The organism is Enterococcus sp. ARL09-542, from assembly GCF_005234805.1.
Classification (GTDB): Bacteria; Bacillota; Bacilli; order Lactobacillales; family Enterococcaceae; genus Enterococcus_D; species Enterococcus_D gallinarum.
Window position 1 is genome coordinate 85,977 of sequence record NZ_QPQX01000003.1, and the last position, 26,208, is coordinate 112,184.

At 41.3% G+C, this 26,208-nt stretch carries 29 protein-coding genes and 2 tRNA genes; 6 read left to right on the forward strand and 25 right to left on the reverse strand.

Features of this window, described 5'->3' with window-relative positions; genetic code table 11:
• Positions 1-51: 51 nt before the first annotated feature.
• Together DVW06_RS04375 and DVW06_RS04380 are read left to right on the forward strand one after the other, a co-directional pair.
• On the forward strand, positions 52-1,398 hold the full coding sequence (locus DVW06_RS04375; RefSeq protein ID WP_003127621.1) for a carbohydrate ABC transporter permease: 1,347 nt from the start codon (positions 52-54) through the stop codon (positions 1,396-1,398).
• A 2-nt stretch (positions 1,399-1,400) separates the two neighbouring features.
• Positions 1,401-2,270, forward strand: coding sequence for a sugar ABC transporter permease (locus DVW06_RS04380; protein WP_003127620.1), 870 nt, complete (start codon positions 1,401-1,403; stop codon positions 2,268-2,270).
• Positions 2,271-2,361: 91 nt separating this feature from the next.
• Here DVW06_RS04380 and DVW06_RS04385 read toward each other — a convergent pair whose 3' ends face one another.
• Positions 2,362-2,721: a winged helix-turn-helix transcriptional regulator gene (locus DVW06_RS04385; RefSeq protein ID WP_003127619.1), complete on the reverse strand. Its 360-nt coding sequence runs from the start codon at positions 2,719-2,721 to the stop codon at positions 2,362-2,364.
• A 128-nt stretch (positions 2,722-2,849) separates the two neighbouring features.
• Between DVW06_RS04385 and DVW06_RS04390 the strand changes: the two genes are divergently transcribed.
• A complete protein-coding gene (locus DVW06_RS04390) occupies positions 2,850-3,692 on the forward strand; it encodes an aldo/keto reductase (protein WP_005471864.1) in 843 nt (280 codons plus the stop codon).
• An 18-nt stretch (positions 3,693-3,710) separates the two neighbouring features.
• Positions 3,711-4,505: an SDR family NAD(P)-dependent oxidoreductase gene (locus tag DVW06_RS04395; RefSeq protein ID WP_005471863.1), complete on the forward strand. Its 795-nt coding sequence runs from the start codon at positions 3,711-3,713 to the stop codon at positions 4,503-4,505.
• A 250-nt stretch (positions 4,506-4,755) separates the two neighbouring features.
• Here the strand turns inward: DVW06_RS04395 and hpf are convergent, their stop codons facing one another.
• The 5 genes from hpf to DVW06_RS04420 form a co-directional block, all read right to left on the reverse strand.
• Complete coding sequence (gene hpf / locus DVW06_RS04400) at positions 4,756-5,313, reverse strand: ribosome hibernation-promoting factor, HPF/YfiA family (protein ID WP_003127615.1); 558 nt, start codon at positions 5,311-5,313, stop codon at positions 4,756-4,758.
• A 133-nt stretch (positions 5,314-5,446) separates the two neighbouring features.
• Positions 5,447-6,121, reverse strand: coding sequence for a ComF family protein (locus DVW06_RS04405; protein WP_005471862.1), 675 nt, complete (start codon positions 6,119-6,121; stop codon positions 5,447-5,449).
• Complete coding sequence (locus DVW06_RS04410; RefSeq protein WP_005471861.1) at positions 6,111-7,421, reverse strand: DEAD/DEAH box helicase family protein; 1,311 nt, start codon at positions 7,419-7,421, stop codon at positions 6,111-6,113. The genes DVW06_RS04405 and DVW06_RS04410 overlap by 11 nt, the downstream gene beginning before the upstream one ends.
• Before the next feature lie 215 nt (positions 7,422-7,636).
• Positions 7,637-7,957, reverse strand: a complete 321-nt coding sequence (locus DVW06_RS04415) for a PTS sugar transporter subunit IIB (RefSeq protein ID WP_003127611.1) — start codon at positions 7,955-7,957, stop codon at positions 7,637-7,639.
• Between the two features lie 71 nt (positions 7,958-8,028).
• Positions 8,029-8,322, reverse strand: a complete 294-nt coding sequence (locus tag DVW06_RS04420; RefSeq protein ID WP_003127610.1) for a DUF7662 domain-containing protein — start codon at positions 8,320-8,322, stop codon at positions 8,029-8,031.
• A gap of 101 nt (positions 8,323-8,423) precedes the next feature.
• Here DVW06_RS04420 and DVW06_RS04425 point away from each other — a divergent pair, with 101 nt between their 5' ends.
• Positions 8,424-9,059, forward strand: coding sequence for a YigZ family protein (locus tag DVW06_RS04425; protein ID WP_003127609.1), 636 nt, complete (start codon positions 8,424-8,426; stop codon positions 9,057-9,059).
• A gap of 192 nt (positions 9,060-9,251) precedes the next feature.
• On the opposite strand, the gene DVW06_RS04430 is transcribed toward DVW06_RS04425, so the two are convergent.
• Positions 9,252-9,959: a GntR family transcriptional regulator gene (locus DVW06_RS04430; protein WP_021149431.1), complete on the reverse strand. Its 708-nt coding sequence runs from the start codon at positions 9,957-9,959 to the stop codon at positions 9,252-9,254.
• Positions 9,960-10,147: 188 nt separating this feature from the next.
• On the reverse strand, positions 10,148-14,380 hold the full coding sequence (locus tag DVW06_RS04435) for a 2-hydroxyacyl-CoA dehydratase (protein WP_005471859.1): 4,233 nt from the start codon (positions 14,378-14,380) through the stop codon (positions 10,148-10,150).
• 177 nt (positions 14,381-14,557) lie between these two features.
• Between DVW06_RS04435 and DVW06_RS04440 the strand changes: the two genes are divergently transcribed.
• Positions 14,558-15,163, forward strand: coding sequence for a TetR/AcrR family transcriptional regulator (locus DVW06_RS04440; RefSeq protein ID WP_003127606.1), 606 nt, complete (start codon positions 14,558-14,560; stop codon positions 15,161-15,163).
• A 156-nt stretch (positions 15,164-15,319) separates the two neighbouring features.
• On the opposite strand, the gene DVW06_RS17185 is transcribed toward DVW06_RS04440, so the two are convergent.
• The 17 genes from DVW06_RS17185 to DVW06_RS04520 form a co-directional block, all read right to left on the reverse strand.
• The gene (locus tag DVW06_RS17185; protein WP_003127605.1) at positions 15,320-15,487 is read right to left on the reverse strand and encodes a hypothetical protein; all 168 of its coding nucleotides are present in this window, start codon (positions 15,485-15,487) and stop codon (positions 15,320-15,322) included.
• 140 nt (positions 15,488-15,627) lie between these two features.
• Positions 15,628-15,699: transfer RNA gene (locus tag DVW06_RS04445), tRNA-Gln, on the reverse strand.
• Between the two features lies 1 nt (position 15,700).
• Positions 15,701-15,784: transfer RNA gene (locus tag DVW06_RS04450), tRNA-Tyr, on the reverse strand.
• Positions 15,785-15,869: 85 nt separating this feature from the next.
• Entirely contained in the window at positions 15,870-16,106 is a 237-nt protein-coding gene (locus DVW06_RS04455) for a DUF2969 domain-containing protein (protein WP_174784164.1), read from the reverse strand.
• A gap of 124 nt (positions 16,107-16,230) precedes the next feature.
• Positions 16,231-16,878 carry a CBS and ACT domain-containing protein gene (locus DVW06_RS04460; protein ID WP_003127602.1) on the reverse strand — a complete coding sequence of 216 codons (648 nt, stop codon included), beginning with the start codon at positions 16,876-16,878 and terminating at the stop codon, positions 16,231-16,233.
• A 25-nt stretch (positions 16,879-16,903) separates the two neighbouring features.
• Complete coding sequence (locus DVW06_RS04465; RefSeq protein WP_005471855.1) at positions 16,904-17,605, reverse strand: ABC transporter ATP-binding protein; 702 nt, start codon at positions 17,603-17,605, stop codon at positions 16,904-16,906.
• The gene (locus DVW06_RS04470; protein WP_005471853.1) at positions 17,605-18,381 is read right to left on the reverse strand and encodes an ABC transporter ATP-binding protein; all 777 of its coding nucleotides are present in this window, start codon (positions 18,379-18,381) and stop codon (positions 17,605-17,607) included. The genes DVW06_RS04465 and DVW06_RS04470 overlap by 1 nt, the downstream gene beginning before the upstream one ends.
• Positions 18,362-19,339: a branched-chain amino acid ABC transporter permease gene (locus DVW06_RS04475; RefSeq protein ID WP_005471852.1), complete on the reverse strand. Its 978-nt coding sequence runs from the start codon at positions 19,337-19,339 to the stop codon at positions 18,362-18,364. The genes DVW06_RS04470 and DVW06_RS04475 overlap by 20 nt, the downstream gene beginning before the upstream one ends.
• 9 nt (positions 19,340-19,348) lie before the next feature.
• A complete protein-coding gene (locus tag DVW06_RS04480) occupies positions 19,349-20,227 on the reverse strand; it encodes a branched-chain amino acid ABC transporter permease (protein WP_003127599.1) in 879 nt (292 codons plus the stop codon).
• Positions 20,228-20,436: 209 nt separating this feature from the next.
• On the reverse strand, positions 20,437-21,624 hold the full coding sequence (locus DVW06_RS04485) for an ABC transporter substrate-binding protein (protein ID WP_003127598.1): 1,188 nt from the start codon (positions 21,622-21,624) through the stop codon (positions 20,437-20,439).
• Between the two features lie 260 nt (positions 21,625-21,884).
• Positions 21,885-22,757 carry an ROK family protein gene (locus DVW06_RS04490; protein ID WP_003127596.1) on the reverse strand — a complete coding sequence of 291 codons (873 nt, stop codon included), beginning with the start codon at positions 22,755-22,757 and terminating at the stop codon, positions 21,885-21,887.
• Between the two features lie 184 nt (positions 22,758-22,941).
• The gene (locus tag DVW06_RS04495; RefSeq protein ID WP_003127595.1) at positions 22,942-23,397 is read right to left on the reverse strand and encodes a GNAT family N-acetyltransferase; all 456 of its coding nucleotides are present in this window, start codon (positions 23,395-23,397) and stop codon (positions 22,942-22,944) included.
• A 53-nt stretch (positions 23,398-23,450) separates the two neighbouring features.
• Positions 23,451-23,726 carry a membrane protein insertion efficiency factor YidD gene (gene yidD / locus DVW06_RS04500; RefSeq protein WP_003127593.1) on the reverse strand — a complete coding sequence of 92 codons (276 nt, stop codon included), beginning with the start codon at positions 23,724-23,726 and terminating at the stop codon, positions 23,451-23,453.
• A gap of 83 nt (positions 23,727-23,809) precedes the next feature.
• A complete protein-coding gene (locus DVW06_RS04505; RefSeq protein WP_005471848.1) occupies positions 23,810-23,986 on the reverse strand; it encodes a DNA-directed RNA polymerase subunit beta in 177 nt (58 codons plus the stop codon).
• Between the two features lie 15 nt (positions 23,987-24,001).
• On the reverse strand, positions 24,002-25,291 hold the full coding sequence (murA, locus tag DVW06_RS04510; RefSeq protein WP_003127592.1) for a UDP-N-acetylglucosamine 1-carboxyvinyltransferase: 1,290 nt from the start codon (positions 25,289-25,291) through the stop codon (positions 24,002-24,004).
• 92 nt (positions 25,292-25,383) lie between these two features.
• The gene (locus DVW06_RS04515; protein WP_003127591.1) at positions 25,384-25,617 is read right to left on the reverse strand and encodes a DUF1146 family protein; all 234 of its coding nucleotides are present in this window, start codon (positions 25,615-25,617) and stop codon (positions 25,384-25,386) included.
• 152 nt (positions 25,618-25,769) lie between these two features.
• Positions 25,770-26,192 carry a F0F1 ATP synthase subunit epsilon gene (locus DVW06_RS04520; protein ID WP_003127590.1) on the reverse strand — a complete coding sequence of 141 codons (423 nt, stop codon included), beginning with the start codon at positions 26,190-26,192 and terminating at the stop codon, positions 25,770-25,772.
• Between the last annotated feature and the right edge of the window lie 16 nt (positions 26,193-26,208).

Consider the following 26,208-nt stretch of genomic DNA (forward strand, 5'->3'; position numbering starts at 1 on the left):
GAAAGCCTGCTTTCCCTTTTCTAGTTAATTACGAAAGCAAGGTGAGAGGATATGTTCAGGAAAAAACATGCGTCGCATATCACTTTTAGAGAATTATTCAAAAAAGGCGATCTAGCGACAAAACTATCTTTTATTTTGATGGGAAGCGCTAATTTCGCCAATAAACAATGGCTGAAAGGAATTATTTTCATCGTATCACAAGTTGGTTTTATCGCTTGGTTCATAAGAAATGGTTTCCACGCTCTTCTGATGCTGCAAACATTAGGAACACAAAAACAAGGGTTGGTCTATAACGAAGCACTTGGTATTGAAATCTTGCAAAAAGGTGACAATTCAATGCTCTTATTGCTTTTCGGTATTGCTTCCCTGCTCGTTTGTGCACTCTTGATTATTCTCTATATCATTAATTTGAAAAGCGCCCGTCATTTGTACGAATTAAAACAACAAGGACTTAAAATCCCTACGACACGCGACGATTTACATAGTCTGGTGAACGAACGCTTTCATGCAACATTGATGACAATCCCATTGATTGGTGTCTTATTTTTTACTATCTTACCGCTCTTATATATGATTTCGATTGCCTTCACCAATTATGATCACAAAAATTTACCCCCAAAAAATCTGTTTACTTGGGTAGGATTGAAGAATTTCTCTAATGTCATCACTGGTGATATGGCGTCCACCTTTTTCCCAGTACTAGCTTGGACATTGACATGGGCTGTACTCGCAACGATCACTTGTTTCTTCTTCGGCGTGATCTTAGCCTTGTTGATCAACGCGAAAGGGATCCGTTACAAAAAATTGTGGCGCACCATTTTTGTTTTGACGATGGCAGTTCCTCAATTCGTGTCACTTTTGATCATGCGTAACTTACTAAACGGTTCTGGTCCGATTAACTCACTCTTACTGAATTGGGGATGGATCTCTTCTTCGATCCCGTTTCTGACCGATCCTTTCTTTGCGAAAGTCAGCATTATCTTTGTGAACATGTGGATCGGGATTCCAGCAACCATGCTTGTAACAACAGGAATCTTACAAAATCTTGATCAGGAACAACTAGAAGCAGCCGAAATCGATGGCGCCAATAAATTCCAAATTTTCCGCTCCATCACATTTCCTCAGATATTGTTTGTAATGATGCCCGCATTGATTCAACAGTTTATCGGCAACATCAACAACTTTAATGTTATTTTCTTATTGACTGGCGGCGGCCCATCTAACTCTAATTTCTATGGTGCTGGCTCGACCGATCTGTTAGTAACGTGGCTGTACAACTTGACAGTCAACACGATGGATTACAATTTAGCTTCCGTAATCGGTATCTTGATCTTTATCTTATCTGCTGTCTTTAGCCTGTTTGCGTACACGCGAACAAATTCTTATAAGGAGGGGTAACAATGTCTGTAAAGAAAAAGAAATCCGGCTACCAACAAGGGCAGTCAAAAACCCGTTTTCTGATTTATACGATTTTGATCATTCTTTCTGTTCTTTGGTTATTCCCGATCGTTTGGATCATTTTGACAAGTTTTAGAGGAGAAGGTGGGGCCTTCGTTCCTTATATCATTCCCAAAGAATTCACTTTTGAAAATTACCGACAACTATTAGCCAATGATAGCGGCAGCTACCCTTTTGTCCGCTGGTTCTTGAATACATTGTTTGTTGCTGTCTGCAGCTGTCTTTTGTCCACATTTATTACAATCGCAATGGCCTACTCTCTCTCTCGGTTGCGCTTTAGACTTCGTAAACCTTTCTTGAAAGTTGCCTTGGTATTGAATATGTTCCCAGGCTTTATGAGCATGATCGCCGTTTATTATATTCTAAAAGCCCTCAACCTAACACAAAGCTTATTAGCGCTGATCTTGGTTTATTCGGCTGGAGCGGCACTGGGATTCTACGTTGCCAAAGGGTTCTTTGATACGATTCCAATGGCGCTAGATGAGTCTGCCATGATCGATGGTGCCAATAAATGGCATATTTTTACCAAGATCACATTGCCGTTATCAAAACCAATTATCGTCTATACCTCTTTGATGGCCTTCATGGGTCCTTGGATGGATTTCATCTTTGCTCGAATCATCATGGGTGATGACGTCAAAAACTATACCGTTGCGATCGGACTTTATTCTATGATGACAAAAACAACAGCCAATTCGTTGTTTATGTCCTTTACAGCTGGCTGTGTGCTGATCGCTATTCCAATCACTCTACTCTTTATCTATATGCAAAAATATTATGTACAAGGAATTACTTCCGGTTCAGTGAAATAACCCTCTTCCTACCTCACTTTTTTTAAGCAAAACTAGCAATCGCTGAGTGACTCTCGACTCGACGATTGCTAGTTTTTGTTTTTGATCTTCCCTACGCCTCTTGACTAGCTAACGCTACTTCAACGCCTTGTTCTTTCAATGTTGAAACATGCATTTCTCCCCAATGACAGAGAGCATCCAATACGCTGCTTAATGTCAGACCATAGTCGCTGAGAGAATAGACAACCTTTGGTGGAACTTGGTGATAAGAGGTTCGCAAAACGATGCCGTCTGTCTCCAGCTCTCTTAGTTGCTGCGTCAGCATTTTTTGACTGATATCAGGTATCCGTCGCTTCAAATCACTCGGACGCAAGGCGCCATCTCGCAGATTACACAGAATAATCGGTTTCCATTTTCCACCGATCACATCCATAGTAGCTTCCACACCAATGTTGTATTTTTTTGGAGTCATACTTTAAACACTTCCTTTAAATTCAAAAAAGTTACTTTTTTGACACTATAGCACAAAAAAGTAGGTACTATTCATCTGAACTTTTTTAGTATAAGGTATATTTACCAAAAATCAAGGAGGAAATTTATATGATTCATTCATTAACCGACACAATTACATTGAACGAACAAGTCAGCATTCCTGGCTTTGGTTTGGGCGTCTTTCAAATTCCTGATGAAGAAGTAGCTACTGTTGTAAAAAACGGCATTTTAAAAGGTTATCGTTTGATTGATGCCGCGCAAATATATGATAATGAAAGCGGAACAGGCCAAGGGATCAAAGAAGGACTAGCAGCAACGGGACTTACACGAGAAGAACTCTTTGTCACTTCTAAAGTTTGGAACAATTATTTGACCTACGATGAAACGATCGTGGCTTTTGAAAAGTCCCTCGCGCTTTTGCAATTGGATTATTTAGACCTTTATTTGCTCCACTGGCCTGGCAAAAATGCGTATCAAGAATCTTGGCGGGCACTTGAAGACCTCCATCAAGCTGGAAAGATCAAAGCCATCGGCGTCAGCAATTTTCAGAGCCATCATTTGAAGAAATTGCTCGCTACAGCAAAAGTCAAACCTGTGTTAAATCAAGTGGAACTACATCCAAAATTAGCTCAAAAAGAACTGCGTGATTATTGTCAGCAACAAGGAATCAAGATCCAAGCTTGGTCTCCATTGATGCAAGGTCAGATTCTCCAACATCCAATCCTCGTAAAGATGGCTCAACGCCATCACGTATCCCCTGCACAAATCGCCTTACGCTGGCATATCCAGCAAGATATTTTACTGGTAGTTAAGACAGTTAATCCCGACAGAATGGAACAAAATCAGCAACTCTTTGATTTTTCTTTGTCGGAAGAAGATATGCGTGAACTTAATCGTTTGAATGAAGATCACCGGGTAGGTCCCGATCCGGATCAATTTAACTTTAACTAAGGAAATGGAGTGAAGGAAATGGAATTAGGATTAACAAAGAAAACAGCACTGGTCACTGGCTCTACGAAAGGTATTGGAAAAGCAATTGCTTTCGAGCTGGCAAAAGAAGGCGCGGATGTCATCGTCAATGGACGGCAAAAGGACAGTGTCAGAGCTTTCGTTGCTGAATTAAAAGAAAAATTTCCTAAGACGAATCCTCAAGTGGCTCCATATGATCTAGCCGATGCAGCAGCTCGCCAACAGCTTTTTGACCACTTCCCTAAAGTAGATTTTCTTGTCAATAATATGGGGATCTTCGAACCAATGGATTACATGGAAATTACCGATGAAGTTTGGGAACATTTTTTCCATGTGAATGTTTTGTCGGGAAATGCTTTAGCAAAATTTTATTTGCCTCATATGCTCCAACAAAACTTCGGCCGTGTGATTTTTATTGCCAGCGAGGAAGCCGTTATGCCTTCTGGAGAAATGCCGCAGTACAGCATGACAAAAACGATGAACCTCTCTTTGGCTAAAAGTTTGTCAAAACTCACCGCTGGGACACAGGTCACTGTAAATACGATCATGCCTGGTTCAACACTGACCGAAGGCGTAGAAACGATGCTGAAAACGATGTATCAAGAAAGTGATTTGCCGGAGTCCATGTGGGAAGAAGATTTCATGAAAAAGCATCGCCCACTGTCTCAAATTCAACGGCTCATTCGTCCAGAAGAGATTGGACGCTTTGTAGCTTTCGTTGCTAGTCCTTACGCATCCTCTTTCTCTGGAGCCGCCTTGAGACTCGACGGTGGTTTAGTACCAACGATTTATTGATTTCTCAGCAAAGAACTATGTCAAAAAGACTTTAGCAAACACAGCAGCCGAAAGGCCATGAAATTGCCCCTATGATCCCGCAGATCGGATTTACACCTGCAGGATTGATAGGGCAATTTTATTTCACTCAGCGAATCATTTTGTTTAACTGCCCCTTTTATCACAGCTTTTTTATTCAAAAAAACAGAGCAGATCACTCTGCTCTGTCAAAAAAGACTTTTTTGGGGATTTCCGACAAGTCATTCTTTGATCAATCGGTTTCGATCAATCCATACTTGCCGTCTTTACGGCGATAAACAATGCTTGTGCCGTTTGTTTCGGCATCTTCAAAAATGAAGAAGTTATGTCCTAGCATATTCATTTGCAAAACGGCTTCTTCACTATCCATCGGTTTTAGAGAAAGACGTTTTGTACGTACAATGTCTAGTTCTGCTCCATTGGTTTCTTCTTCGTTTGTATCCGTTGTGAATAAGTCGCCATTGTCTGGAGCCACTAAAGCTGTTTCCCGAGATTTACGGTTGATTTTCGTTTTGAATTTACGGATTTGGCGTTCTAATTTATCAACAACCAAATCAATACTTGCATATAGATCAGGAGAAGTTTCTTCCGCACGCAAGACTAGGAATGGTAACGGAATGGTTACTTCAACTTTTGCTGTTTTTTCGGTATATACTTTCAAATTAACATGCGCTGTTGCTTCAGGCACATCATTAAAATAACGCTCTAGTTTACCTACTTTTTTCTCAACGTAATCGCGGATCGCTTCAGTTACCTCGATATTTTCGCCACGTACATTATATCTAAACATAAAAATTACCCCTTTCGTCTACCACACTAAGAAGGAAAAGGACCACTCTCTTCTTCTTCTTAACTCTATTATATCGAAGTATCTTGCATTTGGAAAGCGAATCGCTAAGATTTTTTTAAGCGTTTACAATTCCTTATCTGGCAAAAGAAAAGGACGTGATCGTTTTCGGCTGGCAAGTCAAAAGTACTTCTGCAGCATGATAAATTGTTTGTCCAGTCGTATACACATCATCCACCAGCAACACACGTTTGTCTTTGATTTCTTGACCCTTTTCGATAATAAATGGTTGCGGAGCTGCTAATCGTTCGTTTCTAGTCATTGCTGCTTGAGGAGGTAAATGGATCTTTTTCTTTAGTAAGGATCGGTAATCAATCCCGGCAGCTTGTAATACTGCTGTCACTTGATTAAAGCCACGCTGCTGATAGCGTTCATGAGAAAGGGGGATCGGGATGACCAGATCATAGAGCAATCCTTTGAAAGCTTGCTTGATCTCTGGGAGAAAGGTAGCTCGCAGACGAAAATCGCCCATTAATTTGTATTGATGGAGCCACTCCTGCATTCCTTGATTGTATGTCATCAGAGCACGATGCTGTAGCTGAAACTTTGGATAACGTTGCCCCCAATAGCGACAATCCCGACAATTTTGGCTTTCATTACAACATGTCTTGCAGCAGCTAGTCAAATCAACAAACTGCAATTTACTCCTACAGTCTGGACACTTCTCTGAAGCAGGAATTCCTAATGGCCATAAAATCTCCCGCAGCCACAGTTCTCGTGCAAACTCCTGTTGGCACCAGCTACACTTCACTTGCCAGCCACTCCTTTGCTAATCGATTCATCGCTTGGATTTCCAAGATCGCCTTACGAATCGCTGATGTTGCTTGATCATAGAAAAAGAGAACTTCTCCATGATTGAATGGACCTTTTCGATCAACTCGTCCAGCAATCTGGACCAGTGCTGATTTAGAAAAAACAGGATGATCTGCTCCCATCACCACTACAGAAACATTTTCAAAGGTAACACCTCGTTCCAAGATGGTAGTTGTGAAAAGAATCTGATACTTTGAATTGCGCGCCTTGACTACTTTTTCTATTCGAGCAGGGTCTTTTGCTGAAACACTGGTTATCGTCTCCTCTTTTAAGAATGATCGAACAGCTTTTTCTAGCCGTTCCATAAAAACAATACTTGGGCAAAAAACTAAGACAAAATTTGTTTGAGATAGGCGTTGCAGATGAAACAATAAGCGCCGTAGTCTTCTTTTTGTTTGATACACGTTACGCCAACCTTCATACCAAATCAGTTGAGGAACGATCAGCGGTCGCTGATGAAAACGCAGCGGCATTTTTTCCACTGCAAAATTTGTTGTTTCTTTTAGTAACGCATCTGAAGGTGTGGCACTTAGATAAATCAGACAGCCGGTCGCTTTCAGTGCATTCATTAACCCGAACCTTAGTTGCTGGTCCCCTTCATAAGGAAAAGCATCTACTTCGTCAACGATTATCAGATCAAATGCCCGATAAAAATGCAGCAGTTGATGAATGGTCGCCACAAGCAAGTCTGTATACCGATAGTCTTCCTCTGAATCTCCGTAAAGCAGTAAACAAGATTCTTTGGGAAATGCCTGTTGGATCCGAGGGAACAGTTCGCGGCACACATCGATTCGCGGAGAGACGACAGCTACCCGATGTCCTTGCAGCCTTGCCGCTTGTATCACTTCAAAAATCATTTCCGTTTTGCCAGAGCCGGTTACCGACCAAACCAACGTTGCTTTTTTTTGTTGATAATTTCTTACCAACGCTTGTGAGATTCTTTTTTGAAAAACCGTTAGTGGACCAGGCCAATGAATTTTCGGAAAACTGACGCTGCTTTGTTCCGAAACTGTCACAAAAACTTTAGACGTATCTGCCCGTCCGTAATGGATGCAGGCAGGGCAATAGTGAATCCCTGTTGGCAGTTGTACCTCCTCTTTATTGAAGCAGCTGCCACAACGCTGACATTCAATTTGTCCCTCTTTGATTAAGACGGCTGGACGAATGTCACCTTTGAGTTGGTCGGAGTTGTTGCGTTCCCTTTCGGATACTAAAATTTGACGACCGCCTTCTTCCATCGTATCCCTCCTCTCGTTATATATGACTGATCAAGCCTTCAAAAGCAGGTACATTCGCTAGTTTTTTCGAAAGCCTTGGACATTCGACACAATTAAAGTACGCCATCCACAAAAAAAGAACCTTACTCGTTCTCATTTTCTGCCAAAACAGAGAAATTCGAAACCTGTAAGGTTCTACTCAATAGTCTTAAGTAATCGTTGAAAATGGATTGGGCTTATTCACCAATCAATGTCAATGCTTGATCCAACACTTTTTCACCATTCATCATACCATAGTCAGCCATGTTGATAACTTCCAATGGGATTCCCTTTGGTGCTAAACGTTTTTCAAAATCGCCTTTCATGAAACGAACTTGAGGGCCTAATAATAAAACGTTCACATCTTTGCTTTCTAAATGTTGATCTGCTTCTGAAGCGGAAACAGCAAAAATATCTGTATCAAGACCTTTTGCATCAGCAGCTTTCTGCATTTTTGTCACTAATAAGCTGGTGCTCATTCCTGCGGAACAAACTAACATAATCGTTTTTTTAGCCATATCGAACACTCCCTAAAATTTTAAATAATATAACATTACCTATTCCTAGTATAGAACAAGTTTCAAATTTGTCAACGCTTACTGTCTATTAACCAATTGGACTTGACCAATTGATTGAAAACAACATATTCCTTCTTTAAATTCACGTGAACCACTTCATATCTTGCATTCAACCACGCATAGGCACCGTTTTCCGGATGTCGATAATCATTGGCCCACCAATCAATGCTCTTGCGGGCACTCTTTGGCAGCCCTGTCGCCGGAAATAACAGTTCATCAAATTGTGTGAAAGTCAATGTGACTTGAGAACCGCCATTAGATTTTAAGTAATGAGTGATGATATCGTATTTCTTGCGTTTACTCAATGGCAACGCCTCCTTTTTTATCCGTTCACTTATTCTTTACTGATTTCTTTCATTGAAACTTTTCTCCACATTACCTATACTGAAAATAAAAGGAGGAGCCTATGAAGAATAGTTATCGCACCATTCGTGAGGATGGACAAAGTGAACAAGAAATCAAGAAATCCCGATTCATTTGTTCCCTTAAACGTGTCACTTCCGAAGAGGAAGCCAAAGCATTCATCCTCGCTCTCAAAAAAGAGCATTGGAAGGCTAATCATAATTGCAGTGCTTTTGTTATTGGCGAGAACAATGAGATCCAACGAAGCAGCGACGATGGGGAACCAAGCGGTACCGCTGGTGTCCCCATGCTAGATGTCCTCAAAAAAAATGAATTAATCAATGTGGTTGCTGTTGTGACCCGTTACTTTGGTGGGACGAAATTAGGCGCTGGCGGTTTGATCCGCGCTTATGCAAGCACTGTTGCCGCTGCCTTAAAGGAAATCGGTATCGTTGAAGGGACACTTAACCAGACACTTTATTTGACCATCGATTATCCTCAGCTAGGAAAGCTGCAAAATCACTTAGAGCACCAAAACATTCACTTAGCATCCATTGACTATACGGATAAAATCCGAGTAACGCTGATGGTTCCCGAAATATCCTTGTCCGCGGTAGAAGCCGATCTAACAGATCTGTTACAAGGACAACTAGAGATCGCACACGGCCCTGTCAGCTATGTGGAACGACCGATTTCCTGAGAAACAGATCGAATTTGTGTTGTCATTACTTGCTGGTGAAGCAGAATGATTGTTCAGATAGCTACTGTCAAGCGATGCCTCATGAATCTGCTTGAGGCATCATTTCTGACAATTCTTGCTACTCTTTCACCTCGTTTACTAGCTTTCACTTTTGTCTTTCATTTTGGTCAATATAATTTTCTATTTCCTGTCTTATTTTTCTAAATAAAATTCAAAACGATTCCCTACGTATTGTGTACGCACGTATTCAAATGGTTGTCCGTTTTCAAAACAGGTAATTTGCCGCATTCTTAAAATTGCATCCCCGCGTTTGATTTGCAAGTAATCAGCGATTTGCTCCGAAGCAATCATTGCTGAGATCGTTTGTGAGGCAGCTCCGATCTTATGACCGCCCTTTTCTTCTAACACATGATACAAAGATGAGATGATTTCTTCTTTACTAAAATTGTAAATCAATTTCTCTGGAATACTCGCCACTTCGAAACAAATAGGTACATCATCTGCATAACGAATGCGTTCCATCCGTAAAATCGTCTCATGTCCTTCTAATTGCAATTTTTCCATTTCACTCGAACTTGGGGCTGTCAAGAAGTAGGCCACTGCTTTACTAGAAGGCACCCGTCCAAGTGAGCGCATGATCTCAGTAAAACTCGTGGTTCCGCTCATTTTCTCCTGTACTTTCTGACGAGCCACATAAGTTCCTGATCCGATTTTTCTTTCCAAAATCCCTTCATCGGCTAGTGTCTGAATAGCTTGGCGCAATGTCATGCGACTAACACCGAATTGTTTCGCTAATTCGCGCTCAGAAGGCAAACGGTCACCGATTTTGTAGGTTTCATTCTCGATGTTTGCTTTGATTTGATCATGTATCTGTATGTATACGGGTAAGTTCTCTGCCATAGTCTATTCCTCCATTCAGTTTCTATTATAACTGGTATATACCTAAATAACCAATGAAAAAACTAAAAAGACTGTCAATTTAAGGGAAAAATCCTTTTTTTCATTCTGTTCTTCTTACAAAAGACAAAATAAGAAAAAAAGTTCCCTCAAATTGGTACAGTCTTATTGGATAGTTAAAGCGCTGAATGTTAGTTGCTGCTTTGCAAAGCTTTATTGGCCGTTGCCAACATTAAACGAATCCGATTCAATTGATTGACCATGGAGACTCCAGGATCATAATCAATCGCAGCAATATTGGCTTTAGGATATTGGTGCCGCAGTTCTTTGATTACACCCTTACCGACCACATGATTTGGCAAACAACCAAAAGGCTGCATGCAAACGATATTAGTCACATCAGATTTCAATAGATCAATCATTTCACCAGTCAAAAACCACCCTTCACCCGTATGATTACCAATAGATAAGATTTTGCTAGCATCATCTGCTAATTGATAAATCGAGTGTAATCCTTCAAATCGCTGAGAAGCCCGCAACGCACGGTCCATCGGTTTTTGGATCCGTTCGATTAATCCAATGGCAAATTCAGCGATCCATTTGCTTTTTTTGGCCATTCCTAGGTTTTGATAGCGCCAAATCTGATTATAAAGCGAATAATTCATAAAACCAACCATGTCTGGTACTACCGCTTCCGCCCCTTCTGCTTCCAAAAGTCTCACGATATCGTTATTCGCTGTAGGAGAGTATTTCACTAAAATCTCGCCTACCACACCGACTCTTGGTTTCACGATGTCCTGCAGATCAATCGTATCAAAATCGGCAATGATTTTTTTCATGTTGTGGTTGAACAAAGTAAAAGAACCGTTGCGTACATTTTTTTCAACTTTTTTAAGCCACGTTTCATGAAGCCGATCTACAGAACCAGAGATGGCTTCATAAGGCCGCGTTCGATAAACAACTCGTTCAAATAAATCTCCATACAAAAATGCAACAGCCACGCGTTTGAGCATTGGTAATGTAAACTTAAAGCCAGGATTTGACTCCACGCCTTGATTTCCCATGGAGACCGAAACGACGGGAACTTGTGGAAACCCCGCCTCGTTCAATGCTTTACGCAGCAGCGGGATATAATTGGTTGCCCGACATCCCCCGCCCGTTTGTGTCATCAATACGCTAGTGTTTTGCAAGTCATATTTTCCACTTTGGAGTGCTTCGATCAATTGACCGATGGAAATAATGGCTGGATAGCAAGCATCGTTATTTACGAAACGCAGGCCCACATTGACTGCTTCTCGATCATCCGCCGGCAAGCAGATCACATTGTATCCCGAAGCTTGCAGTGCCACATCGACTAACCCGCTTTGATGGATTGGGCTTAGCATGGGTAATAACAAAGTATGTTGTTTACGCATTTCTTTAGTAAATGTGATCTTGGCTGGTTCTTCAAAACGTTGAGTAGGAATAAAATGGTTTTTCTCCCTTTCATTGACAGCTGCCTTAAGAGAACGTAAACGGATCCGAATGGCGCCTAAATTAGCCCCTTCATCGATTTTCAATACAGTGTACAATTTGCCATATTGTTCCATAATCTCTTCTACTTGATCTGTTGTGACGGCGTCGATTCCACAACCAAATGAGTTTAGTTGGACCAATTCCAACTGCTTGCTTTTAGCGACGACCCGTGCTGCGGCATATAAACGAGAATGGTAAACCCACTGATTAACGACCCGTAAATGACCGACATTTCCCAAATGCGCAATGCTATCTTCTGTTAATACATGAAAGCCCTCTTGGGTAATCACTTCCGCGATCCCATGATTGATCTCCGGATCCAAATGATAGGGTCTGCCAGAAAGTACGATGCCTCGCTGATTGGTTTCGGTCAGCATCCGTAAGGTTTTTTCCCCTTGCTGACAAACATCTAGCTTAAATTGATCCAATTCTTCAAAACCAAGCCGCAATGCGTGCGCGATCTCTGTCTCAGTGATACCAAAATCTTGAAATTCTTCTGACAACACTTTGACCATTGAAGTTTCGTCTGCCAAATTTAGAAACGGGTTACGATAATCCACACGGCCAGCACGGATATCATCCAGATTGTTGCGAATAACATCTGGGTAGCTTTGTACGATGGGACAGTTGAAATGATTCTCAGCCTGCGCTGTTTCTGGTCTTTCAAAAATAATTCCTGGATAAAAAATCAATGGGACCCCTTGGTCGATCAACGCTTGAATATGTCCATGAGCGATTTTGGCCGGATAACAAGCGGTATCACTTGGAATCGTCTCGATACCTTTCTCATACAATTCTTTGTTTGATCGTGGGGACAATTCAACGCGAAAGCCCAGTTCTGTAAAAAAAGTATGCCATAACGGATAGTTTTCATATAGATTCAATACACGAGGAATGCCGATACGCCCACGAGACGCTTCTTTTTTGCGAAGCGGGCGATACTTAAACAAGCGGCGGTATTTGTAATCGACTAAATTTATCTTGCGCTCTTCTTTTTTGATTTTGATGCGGGCACCCCGCTCGCAGCGATTTCCGGTAATAAATTTGCGTCCATCCGAGAATAAAGTGACAGTCAGCATACAATTATTTTCACATAACCCGCAATGAGTGAATTCTTTTTCAGCAGTAAATTGACTCAATTCATCACTTGAAAGCAAGGCTGTGACTTCACCAATCTCGTAATTTTCTAACGCGATCAGTGCTGCACCATAAGCCCCCATCAAGCCAGCAATTGACGGCCGCACGACTTCCCTGCCGCTGATTTTTTCAAAGGCTCGTAACACCGCCTCATTATAAAAAGTTCCTCCTTGGCAGACGATTTTCTCACCTAGATCTTCTGGGCGACGAATTTTGATCACTTTATACAAGGCATTTTTGATCACAGAATAGGATAGACCCGCAGAAATATCCCCGACAGATGCACCTTCTTTTTGGACTTGTTTCACTTTTGAATTCATGAATACCGTACAGCGAGAACCAAGATCGACTGGATTCTTGGCAGTAGTGGCTGCTAACGCAAATTCTTTGACTTCGTATTTCAGCGAACGCGCAAAGGTTTCAATAAAGGACCCGCAGCCTGAGGAACAAGCTTCATTCAGCTGGATCGAAGAGAGTGCACCATCTTTGATAGTCATGGCCTTCATATCCTGCCCGCCAATGTCTAAAATAAAATCGACCCCCGGTTGGAAATGTTCGGCGGCTTTATAATGAGCCATCGTTTCAACTTCACCAATGTCAATTTTCAGTGCATTTTTGATCAACTGTTCTCCATATCCTGTGACCGCAGCTTTCCCGATGAACACAGCTGGTGGCATCTGCTGATACATTTCCTGTAATACCCGCATGGTGGTTTCCAATGGCTGCCCTTCATTGTTGCCATAAAAAGAGTAAAGAATCCTACCCACTTCGTCGATCAATACGACTTTCGTTGTCGTTGAACCCGCATCGATACCGAGAAAGGCTGCTCCTGTATGAGAAGCAAGTTTTTTTTCTTCCACCGAAGATTGGCCATGACGCTGTCTAAAAACTGCGAGCTCTTCTTCCGTAGCAAATAGCGGCGCCAATGTGTGAGACGGTTGCAATTTCGCTGAATCATCGGTTGATAACCGGGCTAATAATGTATTGAGTTGAGCTGTTTCTTCTCCATATAAAGCGGCGCCGATCGCAACAAACAGCTGGGGATTTTCTGGAAAAATAATGTCTTCTTCAGCAATTTGCAGTGTCTCCACAAAGCGGCGCCGTAGTTCAGACATGAAATAAAGGGGGCCACCTAAAAAAGCCACTTTCCCCTTGATTTTACGACCAGCAGCTAACCCTGCAATCGTCTGATTGACCACTGCTTGAAAAATACTGGCGGCGATGTCGGCTTTATCTGCTCCTTCATTGATCAAAGGTTGCACATCTGTTTTTGCGAATACCCCGCAACGGGAAGCGATAGGATAGATCGTTTGATAATTTTTCGCTAAATCATTTACACCATTAGCATCGGTTTTCAACAATACCGCCATTTGATCGATAAACGCACCCGTCCCACCTGCACAGCTACCATTCATTCGTTGTTCCAACGCCCCTTCAAAAAAGGTGATTTTGGCATCTTCTCCCCCTAATTCAATGGCAACATTTGTTTCAGGAATCAGTGTCTCAACTGTTTTAGTACAGGCAATGACCTCTTGCACGAAAGGGATCGCTAAAACTTCGGCCAGTCCCATCCCTCCAGAGCCAGTGATTGCTAGTGCGACCTGTTGATTACCGATGACTTCCTGAGCTTCCAGTAAAACTTTTTTTGTGGCAGTTTTGATATCCGAATAGTGGCGTTCATACTTGGCAAAGAGGGTCTGCTTTTTTTCATTCAAGACCACCATTTTGACAGTCGTCGATCCTACATCGATACCAGCACTTAATTTTTTCATAGGGTGCCTCCGCTTTATCCAACACTTTGTTGATTATCTTACAAACTGTTTGTTATAATACTTATGTCTATTTTAAGAACAATCTATTGAGATTTCAACAAACAGATTCATGTGATGTGTGGGATAAGCAACAGGAACGGTAAAAATGTCGTTTAAATTGAGAGGAAGTTCACAAAAATGAAAAAAGTTGATTTGCGGGTTCAACGCACGAATAAACATATCATGGAGGCTTTTATCCGACTCGTAGAGCATAAAGGCTACGATCAAGTGACTGTCCAAGATATTGCCGACGAAGCCATGATCAATCGTGCGACATTCTATGCTCATTATAAAGACAAACAAGATTTATATGAAAAAATTTTTGATATGGCAATCGACTCCTTTACTTCGATTTTGTCCCTTGAAGATTTAGTCCAGGGAAATCGAATCAAGATCAAACGAGTCGAACTTGCGATGACAAAAATCTATCAGCACATTCAGGACAATCGCTTTTTTTATCTGACCATCATGGATGGCGCAGCCATCGAATTAGTCCGGCAACGAATCGCGGAGATTCTCTATGAACAATATGACCATATTTTTTCAAAATTAAAAATTACAGAAAGCTCCATCGAAGTACCGCTGGATTTCGTTATTGAATATATGACATCGATTTTTGTTGGTACTCTGCACTGGTGGCTTACTGCCGATAGTCAAATGACTCCTGACCAACTAGCTAAACTGGTCATTAAATTAGTCGCCAATGGACACTTAACCGTTCTCGGTATCGAAATCGAAGGGTAACATACGAGAAGGAGAGTATATCGTATAAATCAAAAAACCGAACCAGAGTTGCTTCCCCCAGTACTTCCTCTCAGAAATCAGGAAAACGTGAAACGGGTGACAACTCTTGTCCGGTTTATTTGTTATTGGGCTGTTTTACTCAATGTCTTTTCGCAATCAATGATTCTTTGAACGCCATTTGATCGTATCTTTTGTTTTACGCAATTGTGTAACTTTGATACCTTTTGGTGCAATACGAATAGCATAATCTTCACGTTTGACAACATCATACACATGCTCAGCTGCTTCGGTGACTTTTTCTTTTAGATTCAATTTAAATTTCATCTTCTCATCTCCTGAGTTATTTACCTATAGCCTATCGTAAATAAAAAAAATCTTCAACTTTTAACCCTTAGAATTTTGCTATAAATAACGAAGAAAAGTCAGCAAGACATGCTTGCTGACTTTTCTTGATTGTTCACTGACTGGGGTAGCTGGATTCGAACCAACGCATGACGGAGTCAAAGTCCGTTGCCTTACCGCTTGGCTATACCCCAATGGTGGAGGAGAGTGGATTCGAACCACTGAACCCGAAGGAACGGATTTACAGTCCGTCGCGTTTAGCCACTTCGCTACTCCTCCAAACGGCTTTTAAAAAACCTGACTCAGTTATAATACCTAAAAATATAACAAATTGCAAGAGCAAAATGTCATTTTTTTTAAGAAATTATTCATGTAAGTTCCATTGGCGCAAAATCGTTTCAATTGCTGCATCCAAAGTTCGGCTTGCACCTAAATCTTCTTCGTCCAGAAAGCTTTGGAATTCTTTCGGACCGGATGCGAGAATTTCACCAATCACTTTTTTCCCTAATACTAGTTGATGGACTTCATATTCTTTTCCTTGGATCACCTTAACGGTTTCTTCCACACGGACTTCAATATCTTTATTTTTTTTCGACATCATACTCACCTCTTTCAGATACCTTGTTTATTCTACCAGAAAACACCGCAAAGCAAAAGCAAATCTAGTCAACCATTCATCCAGAAAAAAATCATGCAATCACTGATTGTGTTTGCATGATTTTTGCTTATTTTTGATTGGTCAATACCGCACTCAATACCGTATACCCAGCATTGGCAAAAATTTTCTCGATTTCTGACACTTGTCTGGATTCAACTTGAATCTCTACGATCGTTTTCAAAGCCATTCGGTTGACCACGATCGTTAAAATACTTAATTGATGATCTGTTAATAACTGCGTGATTTCCGCTAAGACACCGCTGTGGTCATCAATAATCTCAAGAGCTACTCTTGTACCGCCCTCATAGTAACCTGTGATCTTCAAGAAAGCATCAAAGATATCATTATTCGTAATGATCCCTACTAGTTCGTCATCTGCTAAAACAGGCAACACACCGACATTTTCTTCCCGCATGACTGCAATCGCGTCTTCTAGCAGCGCCTCCGGTTTGATGGTGGTCACTTTCTTCAGCATGATATCTGCTACAGTCGTTTTGTTTAATAAATAATTCATTTCATAAACACTTAAACTTGTCGCTTTTGAAGGCATTGCTTCTGCAATCGTGCCTTCTGTAATCAGGCCAACTAACCGTTGCTGATCAACAACCGGCAATCGATGGATGTCATGTTTTTTCATTAAGTCTATCGCATCAAATATTGGCATTGCCGAATGAACAGTGATGACATTCTTGGTCATAAAATCACGTACACTCATTTTTCATCCTCCTTGTTGTAAGCTATTAACCACCTAGATAGGCTTTCTTGACTTCATCACTTTCCAATAACTCTTGCCCGCTTCCTTGCAAGACGATTTTGCCAGTCTCTAGAACATACCCGCGGTCAGCAATGGACAAAGCCATTTTGGCATTCTGCTCAATCAATAAAACGGTCGTTCCTTGCTGTTTGATTTCTTGGATAATCGAGAAGATCTCTTTGATGAATATTGGGGCTAGGCCCATGGATGGTTCATCGAGTAAAAGCAACCGAGGCTTGGACATCAGTGCACGTCCCATTGCCAACATCTGCTGTTCTCCTCCTGATAACGTTGAAGCATCTTGACTTAGTCGTTCTTTTAGGACAGGAAATTTCGTGAAGACCTGCTGATAGTCCTCTTTGACTTGATTGTCTTTTCGCAAAAAAGCGCCCATCTCAAGGTTTTCTTGAACGGAGAGTCCTGGAAAAACGTGACGTCCTTCAGGTACTTGTGATAATCCATTAGCAACGATTTTTTGTGGAGCTTCTTTTTGGATGGGTTTGCCTTCAAAGAGAATCGTGCCTTTAGAGGGTCGGATCAGACCGGAAATCGTCCGCAAAATCGTCGTTTTCCCTGCACCATTGGCACCGATCAACGAGACGATCTCTCCTTGATTGACTTCAAAGGAAACATCATGAACCGCTTGGATCATGCCGTAATGGACACTTAAATTTTCAATACGCAGCATTAGAGTTCCCCTCCTAAATAGGCTTCGATCACTCGCGGATCATTTTTGATCTCTTCTGGCTTTCCATGAGCAATCACTTGCCCATATTCCAGTACATAGATGCGTTCACAAACCTCCATGACTAAACTCATGTCATGTTCGATCAATAAAATCGTCAGTTGAAAGTCTTTTTGGATACGGTAGATCAATTTAGTCAGTTCCGCTGTTTCCTGAGGGTTCATCCCGGCGGCTGGCTCATCAAGAAAAAGGATCTTTGGTTCAGTAGCCAATGCCCGAACGATCTCAAGACGTCGTTGTTCACCGTAAGGAAGATTTTTTGCTAGTGTTTGGCTTTTATTTTCTAAGTCAAAGATACGCAATAATTCCATGACTTTCTCTTTCATTGCAGCCTCTTTGTGATAAAACTTTGGCAACCGCAACACACTCGTAAAAAAGCCTTCTTTTTGTTTGCTGTTCATGGCAATCAGAACATTGTCCATCACTGTAAGATCTTTGAACAACCGAATGTTTTGGAAGGTGCGGGATAATCCCATAGCTGCGATAAGATAGGGCTTCTCCCCATTCAATCGCTTGGATTGTCCTTGTTCTTCTAAAAGAACGTCGCCTTCACTTGGTTCATAGACGCCTGTCAGCAGATTGAAGAGTGTCGTTTTCCCTGCACCATTCGGACCAATCAGGCCAACTAGTTCATTAGTTTCTAAATGTAAATCGACATGTGAAACTGCCGCCAAACCACCAAAGTTCTTAGTCAGCTTCTTAACTTCCAATAGAGGCATTCGTGTCATCCCCCTTTTTTGTAAATTTATCAAAGATGCGCTTCACAGAAAATTCCCAAGTTCCCAAAAGTCCACTTGGCTTGAAAATCATAATGGCGATCAATGCCAGTGCGTAAATAATCATGCGCAAATCTGAGAAGCCTTGTAAGTACATATTCAATATACCTAATACGACCGCTGAAACCACTGCTCCTGTCGTACTACCGATCCCGCCAAACACAACGATGATCAAGACATCGATCGATTTCATAAAGCCATAATCTTTCGGAAATACCGATTGTTGATAACTTGCATATAATGTGCCGGCAATACTAGCCATGACAGCACCCATCACAAAAGCAATCACTTTGTATTTCGTTGTATTGACCCCCATTGCTTCCGCAGCGATCTCATCTTCTCGTATCGCTAATGTTGCTCGTCCTGGTCCACTATGGATAAAATTAGAGACCACCAAGATGGAGCCGACAGCAAAAAGAAAGACGATTTGCCAATTACTGAATTGCGGTAACCCGAATATCCCTGCAGGTCCATTCGTCAATCCTCGTAAATTGACTAATAAGATACGGATAATCTCTGAAACACCTAACGTTGCAATCGCTAAGTAGTCTCCTTTCAAGCGCAATGTTGGAATCCCGACAACTAGTGCGATCAGCCCCGAAACGAACATCCCCACGATAAGACCAGAAAGAAATCCGCCAAATGTAGGATTGTTGGCTGTTAAAATTGCCCCTGCGTAAGCACCAATCGCCATAAAACCTGCATGACCTAAAGAAAATTGTCCCGAAAAACCAATAATTAAATTTAGCCCTACTGCTAAAATAATATTGATTCCGATATTGACGATAATCGCGTCTGAAAATAGATTGATCAATCCGCCGTTATAAGCTGCAAACAAACCGAAGTAGATAACAGCGGCGAGTGCTAACCAAGTAATGTTGTATTTCAAATTCTTTTTCATCACTGACACCTACACTTTCTCTTTCAGGTTCTTGCCCAATATTCCTGCCGGACGGACCAACAATATAATTATTAAAATGACATAGACTAAAGCATCTTTATAATCAGAAAAACCTAATGCAGTAGCAACTGTTTCAATTAGTCCGATCACGAAGCCACCTAATGCTGCCCCAGGAATGATCCCTATACCGCCTAATACAGCCGCAACAAAAGATTTTAGTCCCGGCACAACCCCCATCGTAGGATCGATCGAATTGTAATACAATCCAATTAACATCCCACCAGCAGCTGCCAACGCAGAACCAAGAGCAAATGTGAAGGAAATCGTCCGATTGACATTGATCCCCATCAACCGTGCGGCATCCGCATCCACGCTAACAGCACGCATCGCTTTTCCCATTCTGGTTTTCTTGACGATTAGCTGTAAAAGGATCATTAACGCCAATGAGACTGCTAAAATCAATAATTGTATGTTACTTACCTCCACAAAACCAATACTATAAGTTTTGCGGGCAATGGCTTGTGGAAATGGTCGGACATCTGGTGAAAAGAAAAAAATCATGACATTTTGCAATAAATAGGAAACACCGATAGCGGTGATCAAAGCCGAGATCCGGGTGGAATTCCGGAGTGGGCGATAGGCCAGAAACTCGATCGTCACGCCTAACGCTGCACTAGCAATCATTGAGATGAATAGTGCAGGAAAAAAGCCCAGATTCCATTGATTGATCAAAAAATAACCAATAAAACTGCCGATCATATACACTTCACCATGAGCAAAGTTGATCAGTTTAATGATGCCGTAAACCATCGTGTAGCCTAACGCTAATAAGGCATAGATACTACCTAGAAATAAACCGTTGATTAGTTGTTGGATCATCATTTCCATGTTTTCACTTCCAATACCTTAAATTCTTGATACTTGTCTAAGAAAAAGGAACCGCGACAGAAGTCTGCAGCAACGAGTCAAATGAGTATCTGCCATGATTGATAGGATCACAGATTTACGACTTTTTCATTTATCGTTCATCATTTTGTTCGCTTACCTTCGACTTTGTCTCAGTCCCTATTTGATCGTGTAAAGAACGGTCCTTCTATTTAAGGATTTACTGTATCAGCTGACGTTTCTTTACCTTCAGTTAGTCCTAATACAACTGCTGATTTTTCTGGATTATGATTTTTGTCCATGGTGATCTCTCCCGTCACACCTTGGAAGTTTTTCAAAGCAGATAGTCCTTCAGCAATCGCAGTTGAGTCTGCTGAATCTTGATCTTCAATGGCTTGTTTGATCATGTAGACAGCGTCGTATGCCAATGCATTAAATGCGGAAGGTTCTTTGCTATACTTTGCTTTGAATGCTTCGACAAAAGGTTCTACCTTGTCATTGGCAGGAGCTTTAGTTGAGAAGTGTCCTGTATAATAAACATCCGATACATTTTCCGCGCCTGCTGTTTGGACCATTTTTTCATCACCAAAGCCATCCGCACCAATAATTGGCTGATCGATTCCCAATTCTCGGGCTTGCTTGATAATCAAACCAGCTTCGGTGTAGTAGCCAGGAATGAACAATACATCAAAGTCAGCATTTTTGATTTTCGTCAACACCGCTTGGAAATCTTTGTCACCTTCTGTGAAATTCTCTTCGAGTACAATGTCGCCATTGTAGCTATCTTTAAAGGCTGCTGATAATCCATTCGCATAGTCGCTGGAATTATCGCCTAAAATAATTGCTTTTTTAGCATCCAAGTTGTCTGCAGCATATTTTGCTAAGATCGTTCCTTGGAAACTGTCTTGGAAACAAGAACGGAAAGCAAATCCTTGAACTTTGTCACTGCTGACAGTAATCGCATCATCTGTTCCGGAAGGTGTCACTAACGGAACTTGTGCTTTGGTGACATTTGGCAATGCCGCCTTCGTCGCACCTGAAGTTGCTGGCCCGATCATTGCTACTACTTTATCATTGGTCGTTAAATTGGCTGCGACTGTCGCTGACTCATTATTGTCAGATTTGTTATCTTTTGAAACAATTTCAATTTGTTTTCCTAAGATACCGCCACTCTCATTGATTTCTTCAACCGCCAGATCAATTCCTTCTTTTTCCGCCGTTCCATAAGCTGCAACAGCACCCGATAATTCTAAATTGACACCAATTTTGATCGTATCACCTTCTTGTTTGTTGCCACCGCTAGCAGAACCGCTACCGCTAGTGGAACCACCAGTTGGTCCCGCACTACAAGCCGATAATAAAAATAAACTAGCAAATAAAAATGCAAATTTCTTTTTCATCATTATTCCTCCCCTACTCCCATGGATATGTTATCAAATATACTTAATAATAGGGAAAATGTCAACGAATTATCAGAATATTTTCTTTATTCAGATACTTTAAATTATTTAAAAAAAAATAAAGATTGATGCGTCGCGATTGTAATCGATTTCCGAAAAAAATAGTTGTGACCACTCTTCCAAAGTGATCACAACTTGTGTATCTGTTGATTCAAGGTTTATGTTTAAAATTGAAAAAATGGCAGCAACAATGAGCTGAATCAATTCAGCACTTGTGCGGTGAAATTAGCTGCCGCTCCAACTAGATTGGCATCATTTCGATAGTCACAAAGCTTAATCAGTGGAACAAAGTCATTTAAGTCTTGTGCTGCCAGCATTTTCTTCATTCGTTGATTGATTTCTGGCAACAATCCTGCTTTTGCACTGACTCCGCCACCAATAATCAATACTTCAGGGTCAAAAGCAAATTGGATGCTGAATAACCCTTCAGTCAAATAGCGATAAAATTTGTCTACCTCTTCTTTGGCGATAATATCACCTTCTTCTGCTCGACGAAAGACTTCCTCGCCACTGATCGTTTTGCGATCCACACCGATTCGGTCACAATAACGCCAAGCCATTTGAACAGCCGTCCCTAACTGCGAAAAAGATTTGCCTTTATCAAGAACCATCAAACCAAACTCGCCGCCGTAAAGATGGGCGCCTTTGATCAGTTTTCCTTGTTGAAAAAGTGCTCCGCCGACCCCAGTACCAATCACGATGAATGCTGCCGTGTCAAAATCTTTCCCAGCGCCTTGATAAAATTCTGCCATTCCGGCACAATTGGCATCATTCTCAATAGTGACTGGCAATTGAAATAACGCTTCCAATTCAGCGAAAATATTAAATCCGTGAATATATGGAATGGCGCTGATCCCATTGATCTGCTGCTGTGCAACATTCACCGCTCCTGGCGCACTAATGCCAACGCCTTCAAGAGGTTTTTTAATGCTATCTCGAATTGCTTTGAGCTCTTCTTTCATTTTTTGCCAAGTATCAGGCGTCGCAAATTGTCCTTTGTCACTTAATTGTTCGTCCTGCCATAATCCATATTTCACTGCAGAACCGCCCATATCAAATACTAGTAATGTCATCTCAACATTCCTTTCTCACTCAGTTGTCTCCCTTATTTTACTGTACTTTCCTCAGTTAAGAAAGCGATTTCTGTTGATTTCGTTGAAAAGGACAATAACGCGCTCTAAATGATTTGATTCAGAGTAACATGAATGGCGGACAAAACCCATTTTTCAAATGAAGTCAAAGTGCGCGAGATGCTTTTTAGAGAATTTTCTCTAAAATCACTTGATCAGTAAGTAGAATGCCGTTCTCATAAATGGGCTCTTTGTAATGATCGACAAAATAGTTTTTGACTACTTTTTTTTCAATGAAACCCATTTTTTTATAAAGTGTTAACGCTGCGGAAGGAAGATTACCAGTTTTGATAGTTACACAAAGAGTTTCCGTAGTTTTTGTTGCAGCAATCTTACTTAACGCTGCGGTCAGTAAACGACCACCGATTCCTTGATTCTGTGCTTCCGGTGCAACAGCAACATTCATGATTTCCCATCCTGCTGTTTGCAGTTGATAAACAATCACTCCTACGATCTGCTGCTCATTTTCAAAAACAAGAATCTCACTGGCTTGTATGTATCGATCTACCGCTTCTTTTTCTGGATCAGCATCCAGTAATAGCGGCCATGGCAAAGATTCTTTTGGTGATAAAGCTCGAATCATCGTTTTGCTCCTTTACTCCGTTCATTCCTGCCTACCCCTGCAGTTTGAAGGGTTTATTTTTTGCGATAGTGATAAGTAGGCTGCTCCTGATCTTGGGTATTTCGTTTTAGTGTAAAGCGCTGAGGTACGTAGTCGATTCCCCCTTTTACAAACGGATGACAACGTAAAATTCGCGAGATTCCCATCAAACTTCCTTTACCTGCCCCATGTACTTGGATCGCCTGAATCATATAGGACGAACACGTAGGATAATAGCGACAGCTAGGGGGAAATAAGGGAGAGATGAATCGCTGATACAGCCGAACAAATCCAATCAAAAGCTTGCTCACATCTCATACTCCTCTCTCTTCTATTTATAGAATTGAAAAAAACTAGAATAAAGCAATGTGCTCCATTCTAGTTTCAGCTTTGTTTACTTCATGAAGTCCAATATATGGTTCCATAGATGAGGCGAGAACACTTTTAACGGCATACCGTCTCCAATGATACCATAGCCGATCATAGTGCCGGCAATAAAGAGCAGGATCGCCAATAAGATAACCAACAAAATTTTTACCAAACTAGTTAAAATATATCGATTAAGCTTCAAGGTCGCATCTCCTCTTTAAACGGTTACTGGTGCTGTTTTTTCAGAAGTTGTTACCCGCTCAACAGAAGCACCTAACTGTTGCAATTTTTCGTGGAATTTATAATAGCCACGGTCAAGATACTTCAGATTACGGACACGAGTCAATCCGTTTGAACGCAAGCCTAATAAAATCAAAGCTGCTGCCGCTCGTAGATCCGTTGCATAAACTAGCGCGCCTTGTAATTCGTGGCCGCCTTCGATCACAGCGATGTTTCCGTCAATTTTAACATGACCGTTCATACGGCGCATTTCTTCTAAATGTTGGAAGCGATTTTCAAAAACCGTTTCATTCACGATGCTAGTCCCATCAGCCAACATTTGAATCGCCGTCATTTGCGCTTGCATATCTGTTGGGAAACCTGGATGAGGCATCGTTTTTACATCAGTTGCTTTGATTGTTTTAGGTCCAACTACCCGAATCCCTTCTGGAACTTCAGTGATTTTAGCACCCATTTCAGTTAATTTTGAAATCAGTGGACGATTGTGTTCAGAAATTGCATCTTTGATAATCACATCGCCTTCTGTCATTGCAGCAGCTACCATGAAAGTTCCTGCTTCAATACGGTCTTGTACGATCGCATGAGAGACCGCATGCAAATGGTCGACGCCTTCAATGCGCATGGTTTCTGTCCCAGCACCAAAGACTTTTGCGCCCATTTTATTTAAAATGTTCGCTAAATCTACGATTTCAGGCTCTCGAGCGACGTTCTCAATGATCGTCGTTCCTTTGGCTTTGACTGCTGCCATCATGATGTTTTGAGTAGCGCCTACACTCGGAAAATCAAGGTAGATCGTATTTCCTTTTAACTCACTAGCAATCGCTTCTATGTAGCCATCTTTTTGAATAATTTCAGCTCCCAGAGCTTGGAATCCTTTGAGATGCAGATCAATTGGTCGTTTGCCAATAGCACAACCTCCTGGCATTGCAACTTTCGCATGACCATTTCTGGCTAATAAAGGTCCCATAACAACGATTGATGCACGCATTTGACTAACATATTCATACGGTGCTTCAATAGCTAATTCGCGGGAAGCATCCATTGTAATGGTATTTTTTGATTGATCAAAAGCAATCTCGACGTTTAAATGACGGATCACTTCATTCATTGTCAAAACATCAGATAAAATCGGTACATTCTCTAAAGTCGTTGTTCCTTCTTCTGCTAACAAACTTGCTGCTAAAATAGGTAAAACGGCATTCTTTGCACCTTCAACCTTGACAGTTCCAATTAAACGATTACCACCTTGAACGATAATCTCTTCCATTTTGTTCCCTCCAAATAATGCAGTTGAATCATACACAAAATCCTGACAATTATAGCATACAATCGCACAACCTGCATGTATTATTGAATTTCTTAAAAACCTATTAAAAATAAATTACGGCATAATGCAATCAGTTCAAGGAAAAAAGTGCTAGCAGTATAGCCTAAAGCAATTGCTAAAAAGACCATGACCATCCGTATTTGCGTCGTTTGTAAGGCTTTAAAAAAAGCATCGATCCGCAAAGACTGCAACGCCCAAAACGCTAAATAGATAAATGCTAAATGACTGACGATACGAATAATCGCATCTACTCCATAAACTTGCATCCTCGATTCTCCTTTTCACATCTGAACGTTACTATCATACCACAAAATTTAAAAGAGCCAAAATATTCTTTCTTGAAACTTTCATTGGAAGACTTTAAAAAGACTTTAAAACGTTTTTGAGATAAAAAAAAGCAAAGACCACTGGTCTTCGCTTAGGAATGTTTTGACACATTGATTCGATTGATTGCACGATGCAAAGCAACAGTCGCACGTCGTAATTGGTCGATATCTTCCACTTGTTTTGCTTCTTCGATTTGCTTTTCGGCACGCTGTTTGGCACGTTCAGCACGAGAAACATCGATATCACGATCACGTTCAGCACTATCGGCTACAATTGAAACTACATTGTCCCGCACTTCCATGATTCCGCCATTGACAGCGATCCAATCGACGTGAGTATCGGAATCGATCCGTTTCACTCGAACTTCATCGATAGCCAAAGGCACGATGATCGGCGCGTGTTGCGGTAAGATCCCGATTTCTCCATCTGTCGTTCGTGCAACCACGATTTTGGCATGGTGTTCATACACCAAACCAGCAGGTGTCACCACATTAACCGTTAAAAATTGATCCATGAGGTTCCCTTCTTTC